The sequence below is a fragment of the Polaromonas sp. P1_F1 genome (genome assembly GCF_056405795.1).
In genome coordinates, this window is sequence record NZ_JBFUBJ010000001.1 from 414,740 (window position 1) to 430,935 (window position 16,196).

General features: G+C 60.9%; 15 protein-coding genes. 4 read left to right on the top strand and 11 right to left on the bottom strand.

From position 1 onward, the window contains the following. Positions 1-267: 267 nt before the first annotated feature. A complete protein-coding gene (locus tag AC1DZE_RS02030) occupies positions 268-1,206 on the bottom strand; it encodes a DedA family protein/thiosulfate sulfurtransferase GlpE (protein WP_477668200.1) in 939 nt (312 codons plus the stop codon). 249 nt (positions 1,207-1,455) lie between these two features. Between AC1DZE_RS02030 and AC1DZE_RS02035 the strand changes: the two genes are divergently transcribed. Further along, positions 1,456-3,834 (top strand): ATP-dependent DNA helicase, encoded by a 2,379-nt coding sequence (locus AC1DZE_RS02035; protein ID WP_477699736.1) that lies wholly within the window; start codon positions 1,456-1,458, stop codon positions 3,832-3,834. Positions 3,835-4,330: 496 nt separating this feature from the next. On the opposite strand, the gene AC1DZE_RS02040 is transcribed toward AC1DZE_RS02035, so the two are convergent. The 6 genes from AC1DZE_RS02040 to AC1DZE_RS02065 all read right to left on the bottom strand — a co-directional run bounded on the left by AC1DZE_RS02040 (position 4,331) and on the right by AC1DZE_RS02065 (position 7,591). Beyond that, entirely contained in the window at positions 4,331-5,053 is a 723-nt protein-coding gene (locus AC1DZE_RS02040; protein WP_477699737.1) for a hypothetical protein, read from the bottom strand. A 355-nt stretch (positions 5,054-5,408) separates the two neighbouring features. Further along, positions 5,409-6,251 carry a hypothetical protein gene (locus tag AC1DZE_RS02045; RefSeq protein ID WP_477673294.1) on the bottom strand — a complete coding sequence of 281 codons (843 nt, stop codon included), beginning with the start codon at positions 6,249-6,251 and terminating at the stop codon, positions 5,409-5,411. 116 nt (positions 6,252-6,367) lie between these two features. Continuing rightward, positions 6,368-6,607: a hypothetical protein gene (locus AC1DZE_RS02050; RefSeq protein WP_457282139.1), complete on the bottom strand. Its 240-nt coding sequence runs from the start codon at positions 6,605-6,607 to the stop codon at positions 6,368-6,370. A gap of 281 nt (positions 6,608-6,888) precedes the next feature. Then, positions 6,889-7,062 carry a hypothetical protein gene (locus AC1DZE_RS02055; protein WP_477668204.1) on the bottom strand — a complete coding sequence of 58 codons (174 nt, stop codon included), beginning with the start codon at positions 7,060-7,062 and terminating at the stop codon, positions 6,889-6,891. Next, positions 7,059-7,430, bottom strand: a complete 372-nt coding sequence (locus AC1DZE_RS02060; protein ID WP_477668205.1) for a hypothetical protein — start codon at positions 7,428-7,430, stop codon at positions 7,059-7,061. The genes AC1DZE_RS02055 and AC1DZE_RS02060 overlap by 4 nt, the downstream gene beginning before the upstream one ends. Continuing rightward, a complete protein-coding gene (locus AC1DZE_RS02065) occupies positions 7,427-7,591 on the bottom strand; it encodes a hypothetical protein (protein WP_457282142.1) in 165 nt (54 codons plus the stop codon). Before AC1DZE_RS02065 ends, AC1DZE_RS02060 begins: the two co-directional genes overlap by 4 nt. A 236-nt stretch (positions 7,592-7,827) precedes the next feature. Here AC1DZE_RS02065 and AC1DZE_RS02070 point away from each other — a divergent pair, with 236 nt between their 5' ends. After that, the gene (locus AC1DZE_RS02070; protein WP_477668206.1) at positions 7,828-8,445 is read left to right on the top strand and encodes a DUF502 domain-containing protein; all 618 of its coding nucleotides are present in this window, start codon (positions 7,828-7,830) and stop codon (positions 8,443-8,445) included. 120 nt (positions 8,446-8,565) lie between these two features. Then, positions 8,566-9,921, top strand: coding sequence for a dicarboxylate/amino acid:cation symporter (locus tag AC1DZE_RS02075; RefSeq protein WP_477668207.1), 1,356 nt, complete (start codon positions 8,566-8,568; stop codon positions 9,919-9,921). 100 nt (positions 9,922-10,021) lie between these two features. Here the strand turns inward: AC1DZE_RS02075 and infA are convergent, their stop codons facing one another. The 4 genes from infA to AC1DZE_RS02095 form a co-directional block, all read right to left on the bottom strand. Further along, a complete protein-coding gene (infA, locus tag AC1DZE_RS02080; RefSeq protein WP_092132708.1) occupies positions 10,022-10,279 on the bottom strand; it encodes a translation initiation factor IF-1 in 258 nt (85 codons plus the stop codon). Between the two features lie 62 nt (positions 10,280-10,341). After that, positions 10,342-10,578 (bottom strand): hypothetical protein, encoded by a 237-nt coding sequence (locus AC1DZE_RS02085; RefSeq protein ID WP_477668208.1) that lies wholly within the window; start codon positions 10,576-10,578, stop codon positions 10,342-10,344. 604 nt (positions 10,579-11,182) lie between these two features. Next, positions 11,183-12,214: a response regulator gene (locus tag AC1DZE_RS02090; RefSeq protein ID WP_477673753.1), complete on the bottom strand. Its 1,032-nt coding sequence runs from the start codon at positions 12,212-12,214 to the stop codon at positions 11,183-11,185. Continuing rightward, the gene (locus tag AC1DZE_RS02095) at positions 12,198-15,728 is read right to left on the bottom strand and encodes a hybrid sensor histidine kinase/response regulator (protein ID WP_477699870.1); all 3,531 of its coding nucleotides are present in this window, start codon (positions 15,726-15,728) and stop codon (positions 12,198-12,200) included. Before AC1DZE_RS02095 ends, AC1DZE_RS02090 begins: the two co-directional genes overlap by 17 nt. A gap of 165 nt (positions 15,729-15,893) precedes the next feature. On the opposite strand from AC1DZE_RS02095, the gene AC1DZE_RS02100 reads away from it, so the two are divergent. Next, on the top strand, positions 15,894-16,196 hold the full coding sequence (locus tag AC1DZE_RS02100) for an urease subunit gamma (RefSeq protein WP_007874763.1): 303 nt from the start codon (positions 15,894-15,896) through the stop codon (positions 16,194-16,196).

The window sequence follows — 16,196 nt, forward strand, 5'->3', positions numbered from 1 at the left end:
CAAACTGGGGTTCATCCGCCGGTAGTGACTTTCTTTGCAAAGGTGCGCGGCTCTATCAAGGCCCGCTTTCCGTAGCTGCCGCACTGCAAGTGTGTAATGCTGCATTTAATTGCGCTATAGGACAACACCCTGATTTCTTTTGACCGTGCCTTCCATTAGATTGGCCTGGTTTTTGCATACTTAAGACCTCCTCTTATAGCAATCAATAGGTCCTCGGAATTACACGAATTGCCGTTCGGTATTTGGCAATTATTACCATCACTCCATTCAGGCAGTCTGGGGGTATTCCAGTGCCAGCCCGGCCGCTTGCCAGGCGTCGATGCCGCCATGCAACGGCCTGACATTGCTGAACCCGGCCGCCATCAGGCGCTTGGCCACCAGGGCTGCAGAAGCATCGTTGGGGCAAGCGCAATAAACGACCACGGCGACATCGTGCGGGATATCAAGCGATGCACGGGTACGGTCCAGGTCCGACCAGACCAGCGCTCCCGGAATAATGCCGCCACCGGCACGCGCCAGCTCCGTGCGCACGTCCAGGATGACGGCAGGCTTGTTCTGCTGCGTGAGCTGCAGCAGCTCCTGCGGTGAAATGCGGGCCATGCGCAGCTGCCGATAAAAGCGCTGCCGCTGCCACCATTTGTGCAACAGAAAGAGCGCAAATGCAGCCAGCAGCACCATCAGCCCGATGCGTCCCATCTGCTCGAAAATGGCCAGCACGTCGGCCACCGCGTCATGAAAAATCATGCCGATCCCCACGCCGGCACCGGCGTAAAGCGTTGCGCCCAGCGCATCAAAAACCAGAAAGCGGCCGAAGGGAATGCCGGTGCGTCCGGCCAGCGCTGTGGCGAGCGAAGCAAACCCGGGAATGAACTTCGCCAGGATGAGCGACTTGACACCCCAGCGCGTGAAGATGGATTCGGTTTGCCGCACGCAGGAGTCGGGCGACAGGGAAATGCGGCACAGCGTTTTGAGCACGCGGCTGCCGTAGCGGTGACCGGCCCAGTACCAGACGCTGTCCGCGGCCAGGCAAGCCAGGACGGCGGTGAAGATAAGGCCTGCCGCGGAGTATTGGCCGTTAAAGCTCAATGCGCCGGTGAGGATCAATACCGGATAGGCCGGGATCGGCAAGCCGAGCTGTTCCAGCCCGACATTCAGGAAAACGGCGGCGAGCCCGTAGTGCTCGAGCCACACAATGATCTGTTCCATGGAGTCGCGTTACTTTCTGCGGGGGTCGTTGCGGTCTGCAAAGCCGTTTGGCCCCGCTTTTGTTGCCCGTTCATGCAATGTAGACGGCCGCGGCTCAGCGGTAAATGGTGGCCCGGCCAATGTTCTTTTTCCATGGGGAGAACAATTCGGACAATTTGGTTTATTTGGGCTGATTTTGAGGGCGGCGCCCGGCGCCTGCGCTACCATGAACCCTTCCCCCGTTCACGTGACTCAGAGAGCGACTACCGATTGAAATACCTTGTGGCTGTCCGGGCCCTGTGCGAGTTCACGGCCAAGCATGGCGACCTGGACCTGCGCTTTACGCCGTCACCCTCCGCACTGGAAGGCATGGCCGGGCACGCCATGGTGGCATCGCGCCGTGCAGACTCCTCAGAGTCCTATCAGGCCGAAGTCAGCCTGGAGGGCGAGTACAAGACCCTGAAGGTGCGCGGCCGTGCCGACGGCTACGACCCTGAACGCAACCAGCTTGAAGAGGTCAAAACTTTCCGGGGCGACCTGCACGCCATGGCCGACAACCGCCGGCACCTGCACTGGGCACAGCTGAAGATTTACGGCTGGCTGCTTTGCGAAGCCAAAAAGCTGCAGGACGTCAACCTGACACTGGTGTACTTTGACGTGGCCAGCACACAGGAAACACCGCTGACCGAACATTTCTCCGCCGCGTCGCTCAAGGAGTACTTTGAAACGCAGTGCGAGCGCTTCCTGGCCTGGGCCAACCAGGAGCTGGCGCACCGCCAGGCGCGTGATGCTGCGCTCGCCACGCTGGCATTTCCGCACCCTGCATTCAGGCCGGGTCAGCGTGAACTGGCCGAAGCGGTTTACAAAACAGCCCAGGCCGGCACCTGCCTGATGGCACAGGCGCCCACAGGCATCGGCAAAACCATTGGCACGGTGTTCCCGCTGCTCAAGGCTGTGCCGAAAAAGCAACTCGACAAGCTGTTTTTTCTGGCGGCCAAAACGCCGGGCCGCAGGCTGGCGCTCGACGCGCTGGACCGCATCAAAGACAGCACGGCGGCCCTGCCGCTGCGCGTGCTGGAGCTGGTGGCGCGTGACAAGGCCTGTGAACACCCGGACAAGGCCTGCCACGGCGACGCCTGCCCGTTGGCCAAGGGCTTTTACGACCGGCTGCCCCAGGCGCGCAGCGCTGCAGTGCAGCATGCCGCCGCACAAGGCCCGCTCGATAAAGCAGCGCTGCGTGAACTGGCGCTGGCCCATCATGTGTGCCCTTACTACCTGAGCCAGGAACTGGTCACCTGGTCGGACGTGGTGGTGGGCGACTACAACTATTACTTCGACACCAGCGCGCTGCTGCACGGCCAGGCCGTGGGCAACCAGTGGCGCGTAGGCGTGCTGGTGGACGAAGCGCACAACCTGGTGGAACGTGCGCGCAAGATGTACTCAGCCACGCTGAGCCAGGCGCAGCTCCAACAGGTGCACGCCACCGCGCCCCGCGCCGTTCGCGGCGCACTGGAGCGGCTCAACCGCAGCCTGCTGGAATTGCAGGAGGCGCAGCAGGCGCGGGGCGAGGCCTACCAGGTCCATCCCGAGCTGCCCGTACCTTTTCTGAAAACTCTGGCGCAGGCGCTGACCCAGATCACCGACTTCCTGCTGGCCAACCCGACCCGCATGGACGGCGAACTGCAGGATTTTTATTTCGAGGCACTGCACTTTTCGCGCATGGCTGAAGACTTTGGCGAACACTCGCTGTTTGACGTGACGCTGCAGCAGGAAGCCGGCCGCGACGCGCTGGGCCAGGTACTCGGCCAGCAGCTCGCGGTGCTCAACATCCGCAATGTGGTGCCTGCGCCCTTCCTGGCGCCGCGTTTTGCCGCCGCGCAGTCGACGGCACTCTTCTCTGCCACGCTAAGCCCGCAAAACTACTACGCCGACACGCTCGGCCTGCCGGCCGGCACGGTCTGGACAGAGGTGGAATCGCCCTTCCTGGCTGAGCAGCTGCAGGTCTCGGTGGTGAGCGATGTCTCCACGCGCTTTCAACACCGTGACGATTCGCTTTCGCCCATCGTCGACCTGATGGCCCGGCAGTATGAAAGCCGGCCCGGTAATTACCTGGCGTTCCTGAGCAGCTACGACTACCTGCAAAAACTGGTCACGCTGTTCCGGCGGCGCTACCCGCATATTCCCGTGTGGGAACAGACGCGCGGCATGGAAGAAGCCGCGCGGGACGCCTTCCTGGCGCGCTTCACGCAGGCCTCGCAAGGCATCGGCTTTGCGGTGCTGGGCGGCTCGTTCGCCGAAGGCATAGACCTGCCGGGCGACCGGCTGATAGGCGCGTTCATCGCCACACTGGGTTTGCCGCAGGTCAATGCTGTGAACGAGCAAATCCGCGAGCGCATGGGTGTCAACTTCGGCGCGGCCCAGAGCTACGACTACACCTACCTTTATCCCGGTCTGCAGAAAGTCGTGCAGGCGGCCGGACGGGTCATACGCACCACCTCGGATCGCGGCGTGGTCTATCTCATGGACGACCGCTTCACACGGCCCGAAGTACAAAGCCTGCTGCCGGGATGGTGGAAGGTGGCGCGGCTGCGCGCCAGGCGGCGGGAACCGGCCGCGGCGTTGTCGGAGCCCCACTCACTGAATCACTAAAGCAAAAGCCCGCGTCCGCGGGCTTTTGCCTGCACGGCCGCGAAGGCCGCTCACCATGCGGGGCCTAGAACACGCCCAGCAGCATGAGGATAAGAACCACACTAAGGGGAACACCCAGTAACCAGGCAATGAGAGGCATTTGATTCTCCTGAAAGTTGTCAAATTGAAGACAACTTCAATGTAGATTGCGTCCGGGGGCGGCCATGCCAGCCTGAAGGCTTGCTGCAAGTAAGGAATCGCTGACGCGCGTGTAGTTGTGGACCCTGGCCGCTTGCAGTCCAGCAGGGAAACACCCGGAATTCAAGGAAAATTGGCCTGCAGGTCAATCGGCACAGGCGCCAGCAGCTCCTAAAATGATAGCAACCTTGCCATCTCAGTCAGCAAGGAATACTGTTTGCCGTTCTGACAGTTGCCATAAACCACAGGCCAGGGGGCCGGCAGCGTCAAGGCGCGCAGAGGCCGCAGAGGCGTTAGCGAAGCTGTTATGGGAATTTAGTTAGCGCTGGCTGAATTGCAGCGCGCCCAGCATGCGCTGCACGGGCTGGGTTTCAGGCAGGACGTACACCACGCCATGGCTTTTCCCCAGCACGGGATTCACGACGGCTTCGTAGAAATTGACGGGCACTACGACACACCCCAGCGAGATGCGGTTGTCGTCAGGTGTTTCAGAAGCCAGCCGCTCTGCGCGGCGTTCTGCCGGAGCTGCAGGACGAAGGCGGTGGATTGCCAGCTTGGCCGTGTAGTCGATCCACACAATAGCCTCGCCGTGAAGATTGTGGCCGGGCTCCGAAACGAAACGGCCCGCCGGCGTGGTGCGTTCGTCTGCGCGCAGGCTGGCGACGTTGCGCTGCTCCATGCCCGGTACCGTGTGGTCGCCGGGTGTCAGGCCGGTCAATGCCGGCGATGCGCCGCGCAATTGCCCTGTGGCATCGAACACAAAAATGCGCCCGCCCTTTTTATCAACCACCACAAATGGCAGGCCCTGGTTATCGCGTGCGTTCATGATCCAGCGCAGGGCGTAGCGTGCATCGGCCGATGCCGCCACCAGTGTCATGTCAGCGGAATTGCCGGCACCCGGCACCGGCATCACGGCATCGGGGCTGCGCACCGGTTGCAGGTCTGTGGGAGTGGCGGACACCCATGCGGGAATCGCAGCGAGAAAGGCAATGGCCGCCGTGCAGACGGTTTTTGCGCGCAGTGCCTTTCCTTTGAACAACATCCTGATCCCGTGGGTTGAATTCATTGCCATGTGCGGAGCACATGAAAAAGCCGGCCTCGAACCTTTTGGGTAGGAGCCCGGCTGTGGTTGCACCATGTTAGCGATGCAAGAAAATGTTCACAACGGAAAAACCCTGAAATCCTCCGGATTTTTGCTATGCTTTTAATAGCAACAAATCGTTTACTGCATTGCCATGCATGCTTTTTTTGCAGCCAAATTTAGCTACTCAGGAATTTGGTAACAGCGACCACATGTGGGCATTTTCCGCATTGAAGATGCGAGCGCGCAACAATACGTCAGGGGTTGTTACAACTCGCTCTTCGCGCGAGGTGATCGAAAGAGCGAGCAGGCGGTGTCAGGCGGCGGGGCGAAGCCCCTGTTTTGCGGCAAGCGCATGGGCGGCAGGAAAAACCTCAGCCAGTGGTTTGATTTCCGGCAAAACGTAAATCACGCCATAGCTCGCATTGAACGCGGGCTTGAGTACATCTTCGAAAAATGCCACCGGCATGTTGATGCACCCGTAGGAAATACGGTTGTCCTCGGTACCGGGAGACGCAAGCCTTTCCAGCCGGCGCTCTTTGGGCTCCAGTGTTCGCACGCGGTGCATGGAAACAGCCGCCTCGTAATCCACCCAGACAACATCTTCGCCCAAGGTGTTGCGGCCAGGCTCCCCCATAAACCGGCCCGCCGGTGTGGTGCGTTCGTGGGGCTGCACCTGCGCAATGGGCCGCCCGCCGATACCGGTCACGGAATCATCGCCGACCGCCGCACCGATCAGCACGGGCGTGGCGCTGCGCAACTTGCCGGAGGGTTCGAAAACAAAAACCTTGGTATTTATCTTGTCGAGGATGACAAAGAAAAGCCTGCGGTTGTCCCCGGAAGCAACCACCCAATTGGCGACCTGCCGCGCCTCATCCGACGCGGGCTCTTCACCAAAATCGGCGAAGCGCAAAGACGGCGCCAGCTGCAAGGCGCTGGAAGGGACGGGGTTCAGGGCCGGAGAGGAAACCGGACGGGCATGAAAAAGCGGCAATGTGAGGACAAGCAGTGCGGAGCCCAGCAAGATGCCTTGCTTGATGCCGTCAAGAACGTCTGCGCGGCTGGTGCCGGGCTCATCGCCGGTCGGGGGCCTTCCGCCAGTTGAAGGGGAAGACCCGCGCGCGGGCGACACAAACATGTCCATGAAAATACGACGCATGGCCTGCGCTAAAACAATGACGATCCGGCAGCCATGTGAAAACGCTCCGGAAGCCGCGCCTTAAAAGACACGGCAAGCCGGAGCGGCGTCACACCAAGGCGCATGACGGTCTGGGTTTAGTTGCGGTCAGCTTGTGCTGGGCGCTCGGTCTGGAAGCCAGCCGTGTTGCTTTCAGTCGTGGTGGCAGGTGCCGCACTGCTAGGGGTGGTGGTGTCCTGATTTTGCATGGTCTGGCCGGACGATTCTGCAGGCGCAGCCGGTGCCGTCGGGGTTTCGGTCTGGGCGTATGCCAGGCCAATGGTGCTCACAACAGCGGCGGCGGCTACGGCAGAGGCCAGGGATTTGGAAAACTTCATGTCTTGCTCCTTAAGTCATGCCCATCACAGGCAATCAGGGTTGGTAAATGGCTGGCCGTATTGCCAGCTAATTCCAATTTACGAGGGGAGAGTGGGACGCGGCGTCGGTCCGGTACGGCCTGTCATGTAGGACAAGCGAGGTCACAAAATGCTACGCACCGAACCAATATAAACACCCGGGCCTGATCAGGATCGCCATGTTTCCTGCGCGTTCTGCGCTGAGTGGGGCCGCACTTGCGACACGCTGCGGTGCCGCTGTTCCTGCATATTTATCCGGCGGACTATTCGTTGGGATTATTGCCCTTGAGGCCGTGCTCGGCCTTGATGGCCAGCTGAATTTTCTCAAGCGCATCGATGAGCTGATCAATGCGTCGAAAATCTTTTACCGGCGCCGCCTCCAGGGCCTCAAGCTGTGCGCGGAGCCGCACGTACTCTGCTTGCAGATCGGGTTTCACGCAGGCACCGCACCCGGTTTGATGCCGGTGTCCCTTGCAGGGCGGATTTCCGGGCTACCGACCGCCATATTTTTCTTCGCAGAACTGGCAGCACCAAAAAGATCGACCTGCTGCGGCTCGTCGCTGCGCGGGCCGTATTGCAGGTCGGGGCCGATCAGGCGCTGCAACTCGCCGTAACCGGTGGCCAATGCAGTGTCATATGCGGCAAAACTGATCTCGGAGCAGGACACCGATTCAAACACCAGGGGATCTGCGTGGCTCTCGAGGATGCGCCAGCAAAATTCGCCCGGGGCGGGCTCTTCGACTGTCAGGGCAAGGGAACGCAAGGGGGCATTGAGCTGCGCATTGACCAGCGTGGATTGACTCATAAATATCCTAGAAAAAGGCCGTGATGGCCGGGCATGACGTTGTTGCGCAGTTGATAGCGCAGCCGAAAAATATCAAGGGAATGAAAGGTAACTTTCAGCATCGGCGCTTGCTCAGGTGCAAGCACGATGTGAGCGGGAAGAAGACCTGGGTCGGGGTTCATGTCAGCGCTGGGCTTGAGACTGTGGGGTTGATTGATTTCTTTGGGAAGCAGCAATGGGCAGTGGCATCACTGCGACAGTAGTTTAAGCACGAGACAGTGACATATCGCAGTGATTAGTACCGCAAAAATGTAGGAGAAGACCGACAACCCTTGGCGAGGCGCGTCATGCGAAATGGTTATATTGCAGGCTAGCCAGAAAAATGCACCATGCGCAACGCGCCTTAACGAAAAAGCCCATGAAAAGCCTCTATAAATATTTCTTTCGTGGCCTCATCACCATCCTGCCGGTGGCACTGACGGTATACCTTCTTTATATCTTCCTGGCGTGGATGGAAACTGCCGCCCTGTGGATCCTGCGCCCTCTTATCGGCAGTTTTTACCTGCCCGGCATGGGCTTGGCGTTCGGCATCCTGACCATTCTGGCGATTGGCTTCCTGGTATCCCAGCAAAGTGTGCGCAAAGTGCTGTCTTTCGCGGAATTGCCGTTTACCAATTTGCCGGTGGTCAAAAGCATCTACTCGTCGCTCAAGAGTTTTGCCGACTACTTTTCGCCTTCGGGCAAGCAGGGCGAGCAAAGCGTGGTGATATTGCGCATGCCTGGGCACGCGATGGAAATCGTGGGCCTGATCACACGTCGCAGCTTTGCCGACCTGCCTTCCGGATTCCTTCCGGGTGAGCGTGTTGCGGTTTATTTGCCCATGGGCTACATGATCGGCGGCTACACGGTGTTTGTGCCGACGGAGTGGGTACAGCCCATCGACATGTCGGTGGAGGAAGCCATGCGCTCGTCACTGATTGCGTGGATGGCCCGCCCGCCGGCCTCAGGTACTGGCAGCGGCAGCCCGGCCGGCTGAGCTTGCGCCGGAGCGGCGTAAAGATTTGTTATCTGTGGTTTCCCACATGGACAAATCGCGTGGCGGGGCTATATTGAACCCGTCCCCCACAACCCGCGCATTCGCTGATGCGACCCGGCCATGACAAGCACAACGACAACGAAGACAAGCCGCAAGCCACCCCTTTACAAATCGCTTTACTTCCAGGTGATCTGCGCCGTGATCGCCGGTGTGCTGCTGGGGCATTTTTACCCTGAGGCCGGAAAGCTCATGAAGCCGCTGGGCGACGGCTTCATCAAGCTCATCAAGATGATGATCGCACCCATCATCTTCTGCACCGTCGTGATCGGCATCGCCGGCATGGAGGACATGAAGAAGGTCGGCAAGACCGGCGGCCTGGCGCTGCTGTACTTTGAAGTCGTCAGCACCTTCGCGCTGATCATCGGGCTGGTCCTGGTCAACGTATTCAAGCCGGGCGAAGGCATGAATGTCGACGTGTCCACGCTGGACACCAAAGCCATCGCGGCTTATACCGGCCCCGGGAAGATGGTCGGCACGACCGACTTCATCATGAACATCATTCCGTCCACCGTGGTGGATGCCTTCGCCAAGGGTGAAATTCTGCAGGTGCTGCTGATCGCGGTGATGTTCGGCTTCGCGTTGCACCGTTTCGGCGGGCGCGGCACGCTGGTGTTCGACTTCGTCGAGAAAGCCTCGCATGTACTGTTCACCATTGTCGGCTTCATCATGAAGGTGGCGCCCATAGGCGCTTTCGGCGCAATGGCCTTCACCATAGGCGCTTATGGCGTGGACAGCCTGGTGTCGCTCGGCAAGCTGATGGCCGCTTTCTATGCGACCTGCCTGATCTTCATCTTCGTGGTGTTGGGCACCATTGCGCGCCTGCACGGGTTCAGCATCTGGAAGTTCATCAAGTACATCAAGGAAGAGCTGCTGATCGTGCTGGGCACCTCGTCGTCCGAGTCCGTGCTGCCGCGCATGATGGAAAAGATGGAGAACCTGGGCGCAAAGAAAACCACCGTCGGCCTGGTGATCCCGACCGGTTATTCGTTCAACCTGGACGGCACCTCGATCTATCTCACGATGGCGGCGGTGTTCATCGCGCAGGCCACCAACACGCCCATGACCCTCACGCAGGAACTCACGCTGCTGGCGGTGCTGTTGCTGACTTCGAAAGGCGCGGCAGGCATCACCGGCAGCGGATTCATTGTACTGGCCGCCACGCTGTCGGCGGTGGGTACCGTGCCTGTGGCCGGGCTGGCGCTGATTCTGGGGATTGACCGCTTTATGTCGGAAGCGCGGGCGCTGACCAACCTGATCGGCAATGGCGTGGCCACGATAGTGGTCGCCAAATGGACGAATGATCTGGACACGGATCGGCTAAAGGCCGGACTCAACAACGAGAGCTGGGTCGAGGCCCAGGAGCCCGAAGTGCTGATCAACAAGAAGACCGAGCACATGGCGACCGGCCGGCGCTAGGGCCTGTTCACAGTTCAGGGAAAAACGACAAAGCCCGGCAAACGGAGGATTCTCCGCCTGCCGGGCTTTGTGCTTTTTTGGGGCGCGACGAGCCGCCGGTTTAGCGAGCCTGGCGCGGTGCCGGGCCGGGGCCGCGGCCAGCGATATGGCGGAAGGTGATGCGGCCCTTGCTCAGGTCGTAGGGCGAGAGCTCCAGCGACACCTGGTCGCCGGCAAGGATACGAATATGGTTTTTCCGCATCTTGCCGGAGGTATAGGCCACCAGTTTATGGCCGTTGTCGAGCGTGACGCGAAAGCGCGAATCAGGCAACACTTCGTCTACCAGCCCATGCATTTCAATCAGTTCTTCTTTGGCCATGATGTAACTCCTAGGGAATTGGAAAAATTGTCAGTGATGTCTGTTGTAAGGGCTGGCAAGGCTTATGCGCAGGCCGGCGTCGAACGCTCGTGGATCCAGCCGAGGGCATGTTCCGTCGCGTAATGCACGGCCGCGGCCGCACTGTCGAAAAGGCCGCTGAAGCGCATCACACGGTCATGCGTGGCGCTGCCGCTGCCTGAGCGGATGGAGACCGATGCAGCGTAGCGTTCGCCTTGCTGCTTGGCCAGTGGTGAGACAAGGTACTTGCCCACCGCGATTTTGGTGTGATCTACGTTCATAAAAAGTCCGTGCCGGGTATGTGTCCCGGCTTGATAAATAAGGAGTAATCGGCTTGCGAGCAAGCCGGCGGGTGTTCGGTGTCCACCCACCTGGCCCTTGTCAGGGGCTGGGCTGGTTGAGCCATGCGTGGCACTGTCGGGAATAGTGCTCGCCGGAAAAACGGAACAGTGTTGAGAGGGTTCAGGGCTGTATGGGCACTGAAAACACTGTGGATTCGGGCTCTGGGAAGCGCCGCAATTGAGAAGGAAACCTGTTGGGAAAAGGCCTCGATGAAAAAAGCTGATGCTTTACCGAAGCTCTTATTGTAACCGCCCAGCGGAAATCACGCTTTTTACCTGATACGGCCATCACAAACCGCTCTTTCTTAGCAAGCAGGGCCGCGGAACCGGCTTTGCCGGGCCGCAGGCGCAGCGCCCCCTCGGGGGGGCAGCGCAGTACGCGAAGCGACAAGCGTGGGGGCTCCATCTTTGCCCCTCATACAGCGCCAGGCAGCCCTTCTTCTTGCAAGCAGGGGCCGCGGAACCGGCTTTGCCGGGCCGCAGGCGCAGCGGCCCCCTCGGGGGGCAGGAAGCTACACGCAGTGAGCGACCGTGGGGGCCATATTCACCCCTCAAACTGCGGGTGCAGTTGCCGGATCCGGTTCATGGCCATACCTGCGGCGGCGGTGCGGGTTTCGACGCCCAGCTTGGCATACACCCGTTCCAGGTGCTTTTTGACCGTGGCTGGGCTGGAACCCAGGATGTCTCCAATGTCGCGATTGGTTTTTCCCTTGACCACCCAATACAGCACTTCAGCTTCTCGGGCGGTGAGCTTGAAGCTCAGGCTCATGGCTTCCACCACGGCGTCGTCGGAAATTTCGCGCATGACGATCAGCCAGTCACCGCCGCGGTCGCCGTCGCCGGTCTGCTGGTGCAGCCGGAAGGTCAGGCGCCGCGGACCAAGCTCCACCGCCAGGCGCGGCGGCTCAACCTGGCGCTCTGCCTCCGCCATGTGGCGGCGCAGCCAGTTGAGTACAGGTGCGGGCGTTTGCGGCGCGGACGTGCCGTAGTAGCGCATGAGCAGGTCGCGCGCCAGCGGCGTTTGCCAGATCAATTTCCCGTCGGCCTCGCCGCCCATGCGCACCGTGATGCTGGCGTAGCCGAAAGCGTCCAGCGCGTTGCGTGCTTGCCCTGCCTGCCGCGCTTCCTGCCTGGCACGGCGGGCGCCCTGCAAATGCACGCCCATGCGTGCCATCACTTCCTTGGGCTTGATCGGTTTGGTAACGTAGTCCACCCCTCCGGCTTCCAGGGCCGCCACGAGGTACTCGGTTTCCGTGAGACCGGTCATGAAAATAATGGGGATGTGCGCCGTTTCAGCCATGGCCTTCAGGCGCTTGGCAACCTCAAAGCCATCCATCCCGGGCATCATGGCGTCTAGCAAAACGATGTCGGGCAAAGCCTGCAACGCACGCTGCAGCGCAGCCTCGCCACTGGTGGCCACAAGGACGGTATAGCCCGATTCATCGAGCGCATCGTGCAGGACCGACAGGTTGTCGGGCACGTCGTCCACAATCAGCACGATATCGCTGTTGGCCCGGTCCAGTGTGCGGTCCAGCTTTCGATCCAGCGTTGGTCCGTCGTCAAGCACGCTGCTCATGGCCCGTCTCCTTGTTGGCTAGCTGGCGGCCCATGGCTTCAAACTGAAATTGCCGCGCCAGCACGCGCATTTCGTCCACAAAGGCCGCGGCCTCCGGCCGCTGCCTTTCAATCTCTGCCAGGTTGTTCATGATGCCCCGGTAAAACCCGAGATTGACGACCTCGAGCAGGGCCGCGAGTTGGGACGCATCGGGCAGTACACGCGGTGGCACGGCCTGGACAACAGAGTCGCCGTCATCCGCAGCAAGGTCATAGCGCCACTTGATGGCCAGCCGCCGTTCAAGCCAGTCGATCAGTTCGGTATGGCGCACCGGTTTGAGGATGAAGTCCTCGGGAAGGATGCCGGCATCGTTCTCGGCGCCCTTGTCGAATGCGTTGGCGGAAACAATGGCGAGATGAATGTCCTCGTGCCCTGACGCACGCACACGGCGCAGGGTTTCCCAGCCATCGATCCCCGGCATGGCCAGGTCCATGAAGATCACGTCGGGCCGGTACCCGCTGGCCAGCAGGTCCATGCAATCGTGACCGCTGGCGGCGGTACGCAATTCAAATCCCATGGGCTCAAGCAGTTGTACCAGCAGTTCACGGTCAGGCTCTTCGTTGTCGACCACCAGCAGCTTGCGGCGAACCCCGTCATAGCCGCGCGGCTGGCGCCTGGCTGGTTTGGTGGCGGCATCCTTGACGGCTCCTGCAGCCACGTGCACTTCGGGCAAAAACAGCCGGATACGGAAAATCGAGCCTTCGCCCGGGGTGCTGACCACCGTCATCTCGCCACCCATCAGGTCGGTCAGCATCTTGGCAATCGTCAAACCCAAACCGGCGCCCGGTGTGCCTTCCGCGCTTTGGCCGGCTGTAGCTCCCCGCGCAAAAGGCTCAAAAATCCGGGACAACTCCGCCCCACCCATGCCCGGGCCGGTATCTTCAATGTCGATGTAGGCCATCTCGCGCGCATGGCGCAATCTGAAAATTACCTGGCCCTGCGCAGTGAACTTGATGGCGTTGCCCAGCAAATTGATGAGAATCTGCCGAACGCGTTTCTCATCGGCCCGCACCAGCTCCGGCAGATGACCGCTGGTCTCAAAGCGGAACCCGAGACCCTTGGCGGCGGCCTGCAGCTCGAACATGCCGGCCATCTCGTGCACACAGTCGGCGAAATGCATGGGCTTGACATTCAGCGTGAGCTTGCCCGCCTCGATGCGGGCAATATCGAGCGTTCCCTCGATCAGCGAGAGCAGGTGTTCGCCCCCGCGCTTGATGACGCTGACCGCCTGTTTGCGGTGCGGCGGTATGGCGTTGTCTTCACCCATCAGCTGCGCGTAACCCAGGATGCTGTTGAGCGGCGTGCGCAATTCGTGGCTGATGGCGCTGATATAGCGGCTTTTCGCCTGGTTGGCCTGGTCGGCATGGCGGCGAGCCTCTTCGGCCACCAGCTTGGCCTGTTGCAGCGCTTCGTCTGTTTGCCGGTGCGACTCGATCTCGCGCATCAGCAAATGGGTCTGGCGGTTCGATTCTTCCTGGGCCACCTGGCGGCTTTTGTGCGCCAGCACCAGCCACCAGGCAACAAGGCCGGCAATGACCAGCAAGGCCATGTACGCCTTCATGAAACCTGAACGCAAAGCCGGCTCAGAGGGTTCGATGTCCGCCAGCGCGCTGATTTCCTGGTGGTAAAGCAGGCCGAACACGCTGGCCAGCAGCGGCACGATGATGAGCATGAGCAGCAGGAAATGGCCCAGGCCCGTATCCAGGTAAGGCCAGATGCGGCGCGGCAGCAGCCAGCGCAGCGCACCGGACCACTGCGCCGACAGGCTGGCGTGCGGCTTGCACAGGTCGCCGCAGCGCGCGTCCAGCGTGCAGCACAGCGAGCAGATGGGCCCCTGGTAGGCGGGGCAGTGTGCCATGTCCGGGCCTTCGTAGGCGCGTTCACAAATCACACACTGCTGCGTTGCATAGCGCTTGTAGGAACCGTCGGAAGAAGTCGCTCCGGAGCTGCGCGCAATGTAGTAACGGCCCCGGGTCGCCCAGGCGATCAGGGGCGCGGCCACAAATGCGGTGCCCATGGCGATCACCGCGGAAAAAGCCCGCGCCGTTTCGCCGTAAAGCCCCAGATGCGCTGTAACCGACAACAGCGAAGCCAGCGCCATGGCGCCCACACCGACCGGGTTGATGTCGTACAGGTGGGCCCGTTTGAATTCAATGCCTTTGGGAGAAAGGCCCAATGGTTTGTTGACGACCAGGTCGGCGACGACAGCCATCACCCAGGCGATGGCGATGTTCGAATACAGCCCCAACACGTCGCCCAGCGCCTGGAACACATTCATCTCCATCAGCATGAAGGCAATGAGCGTGTTGAACACCACCCAGACCACCCGCCCGGGGTGGCTGTGCGTGATGCGCGAGAAAAAATTCGACCACGCGAGGGAGCCGGCGTACGCGTTGGTCACATTGATCTTGAGCTGAGACACCACCACGAACAGCGCCGTGGCCGCCACCGCCATGCCGTAATTCGGAAAGACATACTCGTAGGCCGCAAGGTACATCTGGTTGGGATCTACGGCCCGGTCCAGCGGGACCATGTTGGAGATGGCCAGATAGGCTAGCAAAGCGCCGCCCAGCATTTTCACCACGCCGAGTAGCACCCAGCCTGGTCCCCCCACCAGCACGCCCCCCCACCATCGCCAGCGGTTGGCCTCTGTCTGYACCGGCATGAAGCGCAAATAGTCGGCCTGCTCGCCCATCTGGGTGATCAGCGCGATTCCGACCGTTAAAGCCGCACCAAACAGGTGCAAATTGAATTCACCGTTTGTTCCAGTTTCCCCTCCGTAGTGCAGAACACCCGAAAACGCACCGGGATCACGCAGAAAGACATAAACAAAAGGCACCACCAGCATGACCAGCCACAAGGGCTGCGTCCAGACCTGCAGGCGGGAGATCGCGGAGACACCATGGGTTACCAGCGGAATGACCACCAGCGCGCAGATCAGGTAGCCCCAACTGGGCGGGATACCCAGGGCGAGGTCCAGCGCGTAAGCCATGACCGCCGCTTCCAGCGCGAAAAAGATAAAGGTAAATGAGGCGTAGATCAGCGAGGTCAGCGTGGAGCCGATATAGCCAAAACCGGCTCCGCGCGTCAGCAGGTCCATGTCGACGCCATAGCGCGCCGCGTAAATGCTGATGGGCAGGCCCGCCATGAAAATGATGAGCCCGGTGGCCATGATCGCCCAGAAGGCGTTGGTAAACCCGTACTTCACCAGCAGCGTGGCGCCCACGGCTTCAAGGATCAGGAAAGAAGCCGCGCCGAACGCGGTGTTGGCAACCCGCCACTCGGACCACTTGCGAAAGCGCTGCGGCGTGAAACGCAGCGCGTAGTCTTCCATGGTTTCGCTGGCCACCCAGCTGTTGTAGTCGCGCCTGACCTTGATGATGCGCTGCAGCGGCGGCGCTTCTGCCGCCAAAGGCGCGGCCCCGGCCGCTTCGGGCGGCAGTGGCGGCAGCTGGGGCGTGAGCGGGGCGTCCATAGGGTGGGCAGATGCGCCGGGCGCGGAGTGATTGACCGTCTTCAGGTGCATGTTCTGTGCCATGCATCCTGCCCGGGGCGGCCTTGGTGGCTCACGTTTCTTATGGCACCATTCTTGCACCCCGGCAAGCATCCCCAAGCCGGCAGCCTGCCCTGAGAGAGCCCCATGGAATTGACGCCCCGAGAAAAAGACAAGCTCCTTATTTTTACCGCTGCCCTGCTCGCCGAAAGGCGCCGCGCCCGCGGCCTCAAGCTCAACTACCCCGAGTCCGTAGCCCTCATCAGCGCCGCCGTCATGGAAGGTGCGCGCGACGGAAAATCCGTCGCCCAGCTGATGAGCGAGGGCCGCACGGTGCTGACCCGCGCCGATGTGATGGACGGCATCCCCGAGCTGATCCCCGACATCCAGGTCGAAGCGACTTTTCCCGACGGTACCAAGCTGGTCACCGTGCACCAGCCCATTGTTTAA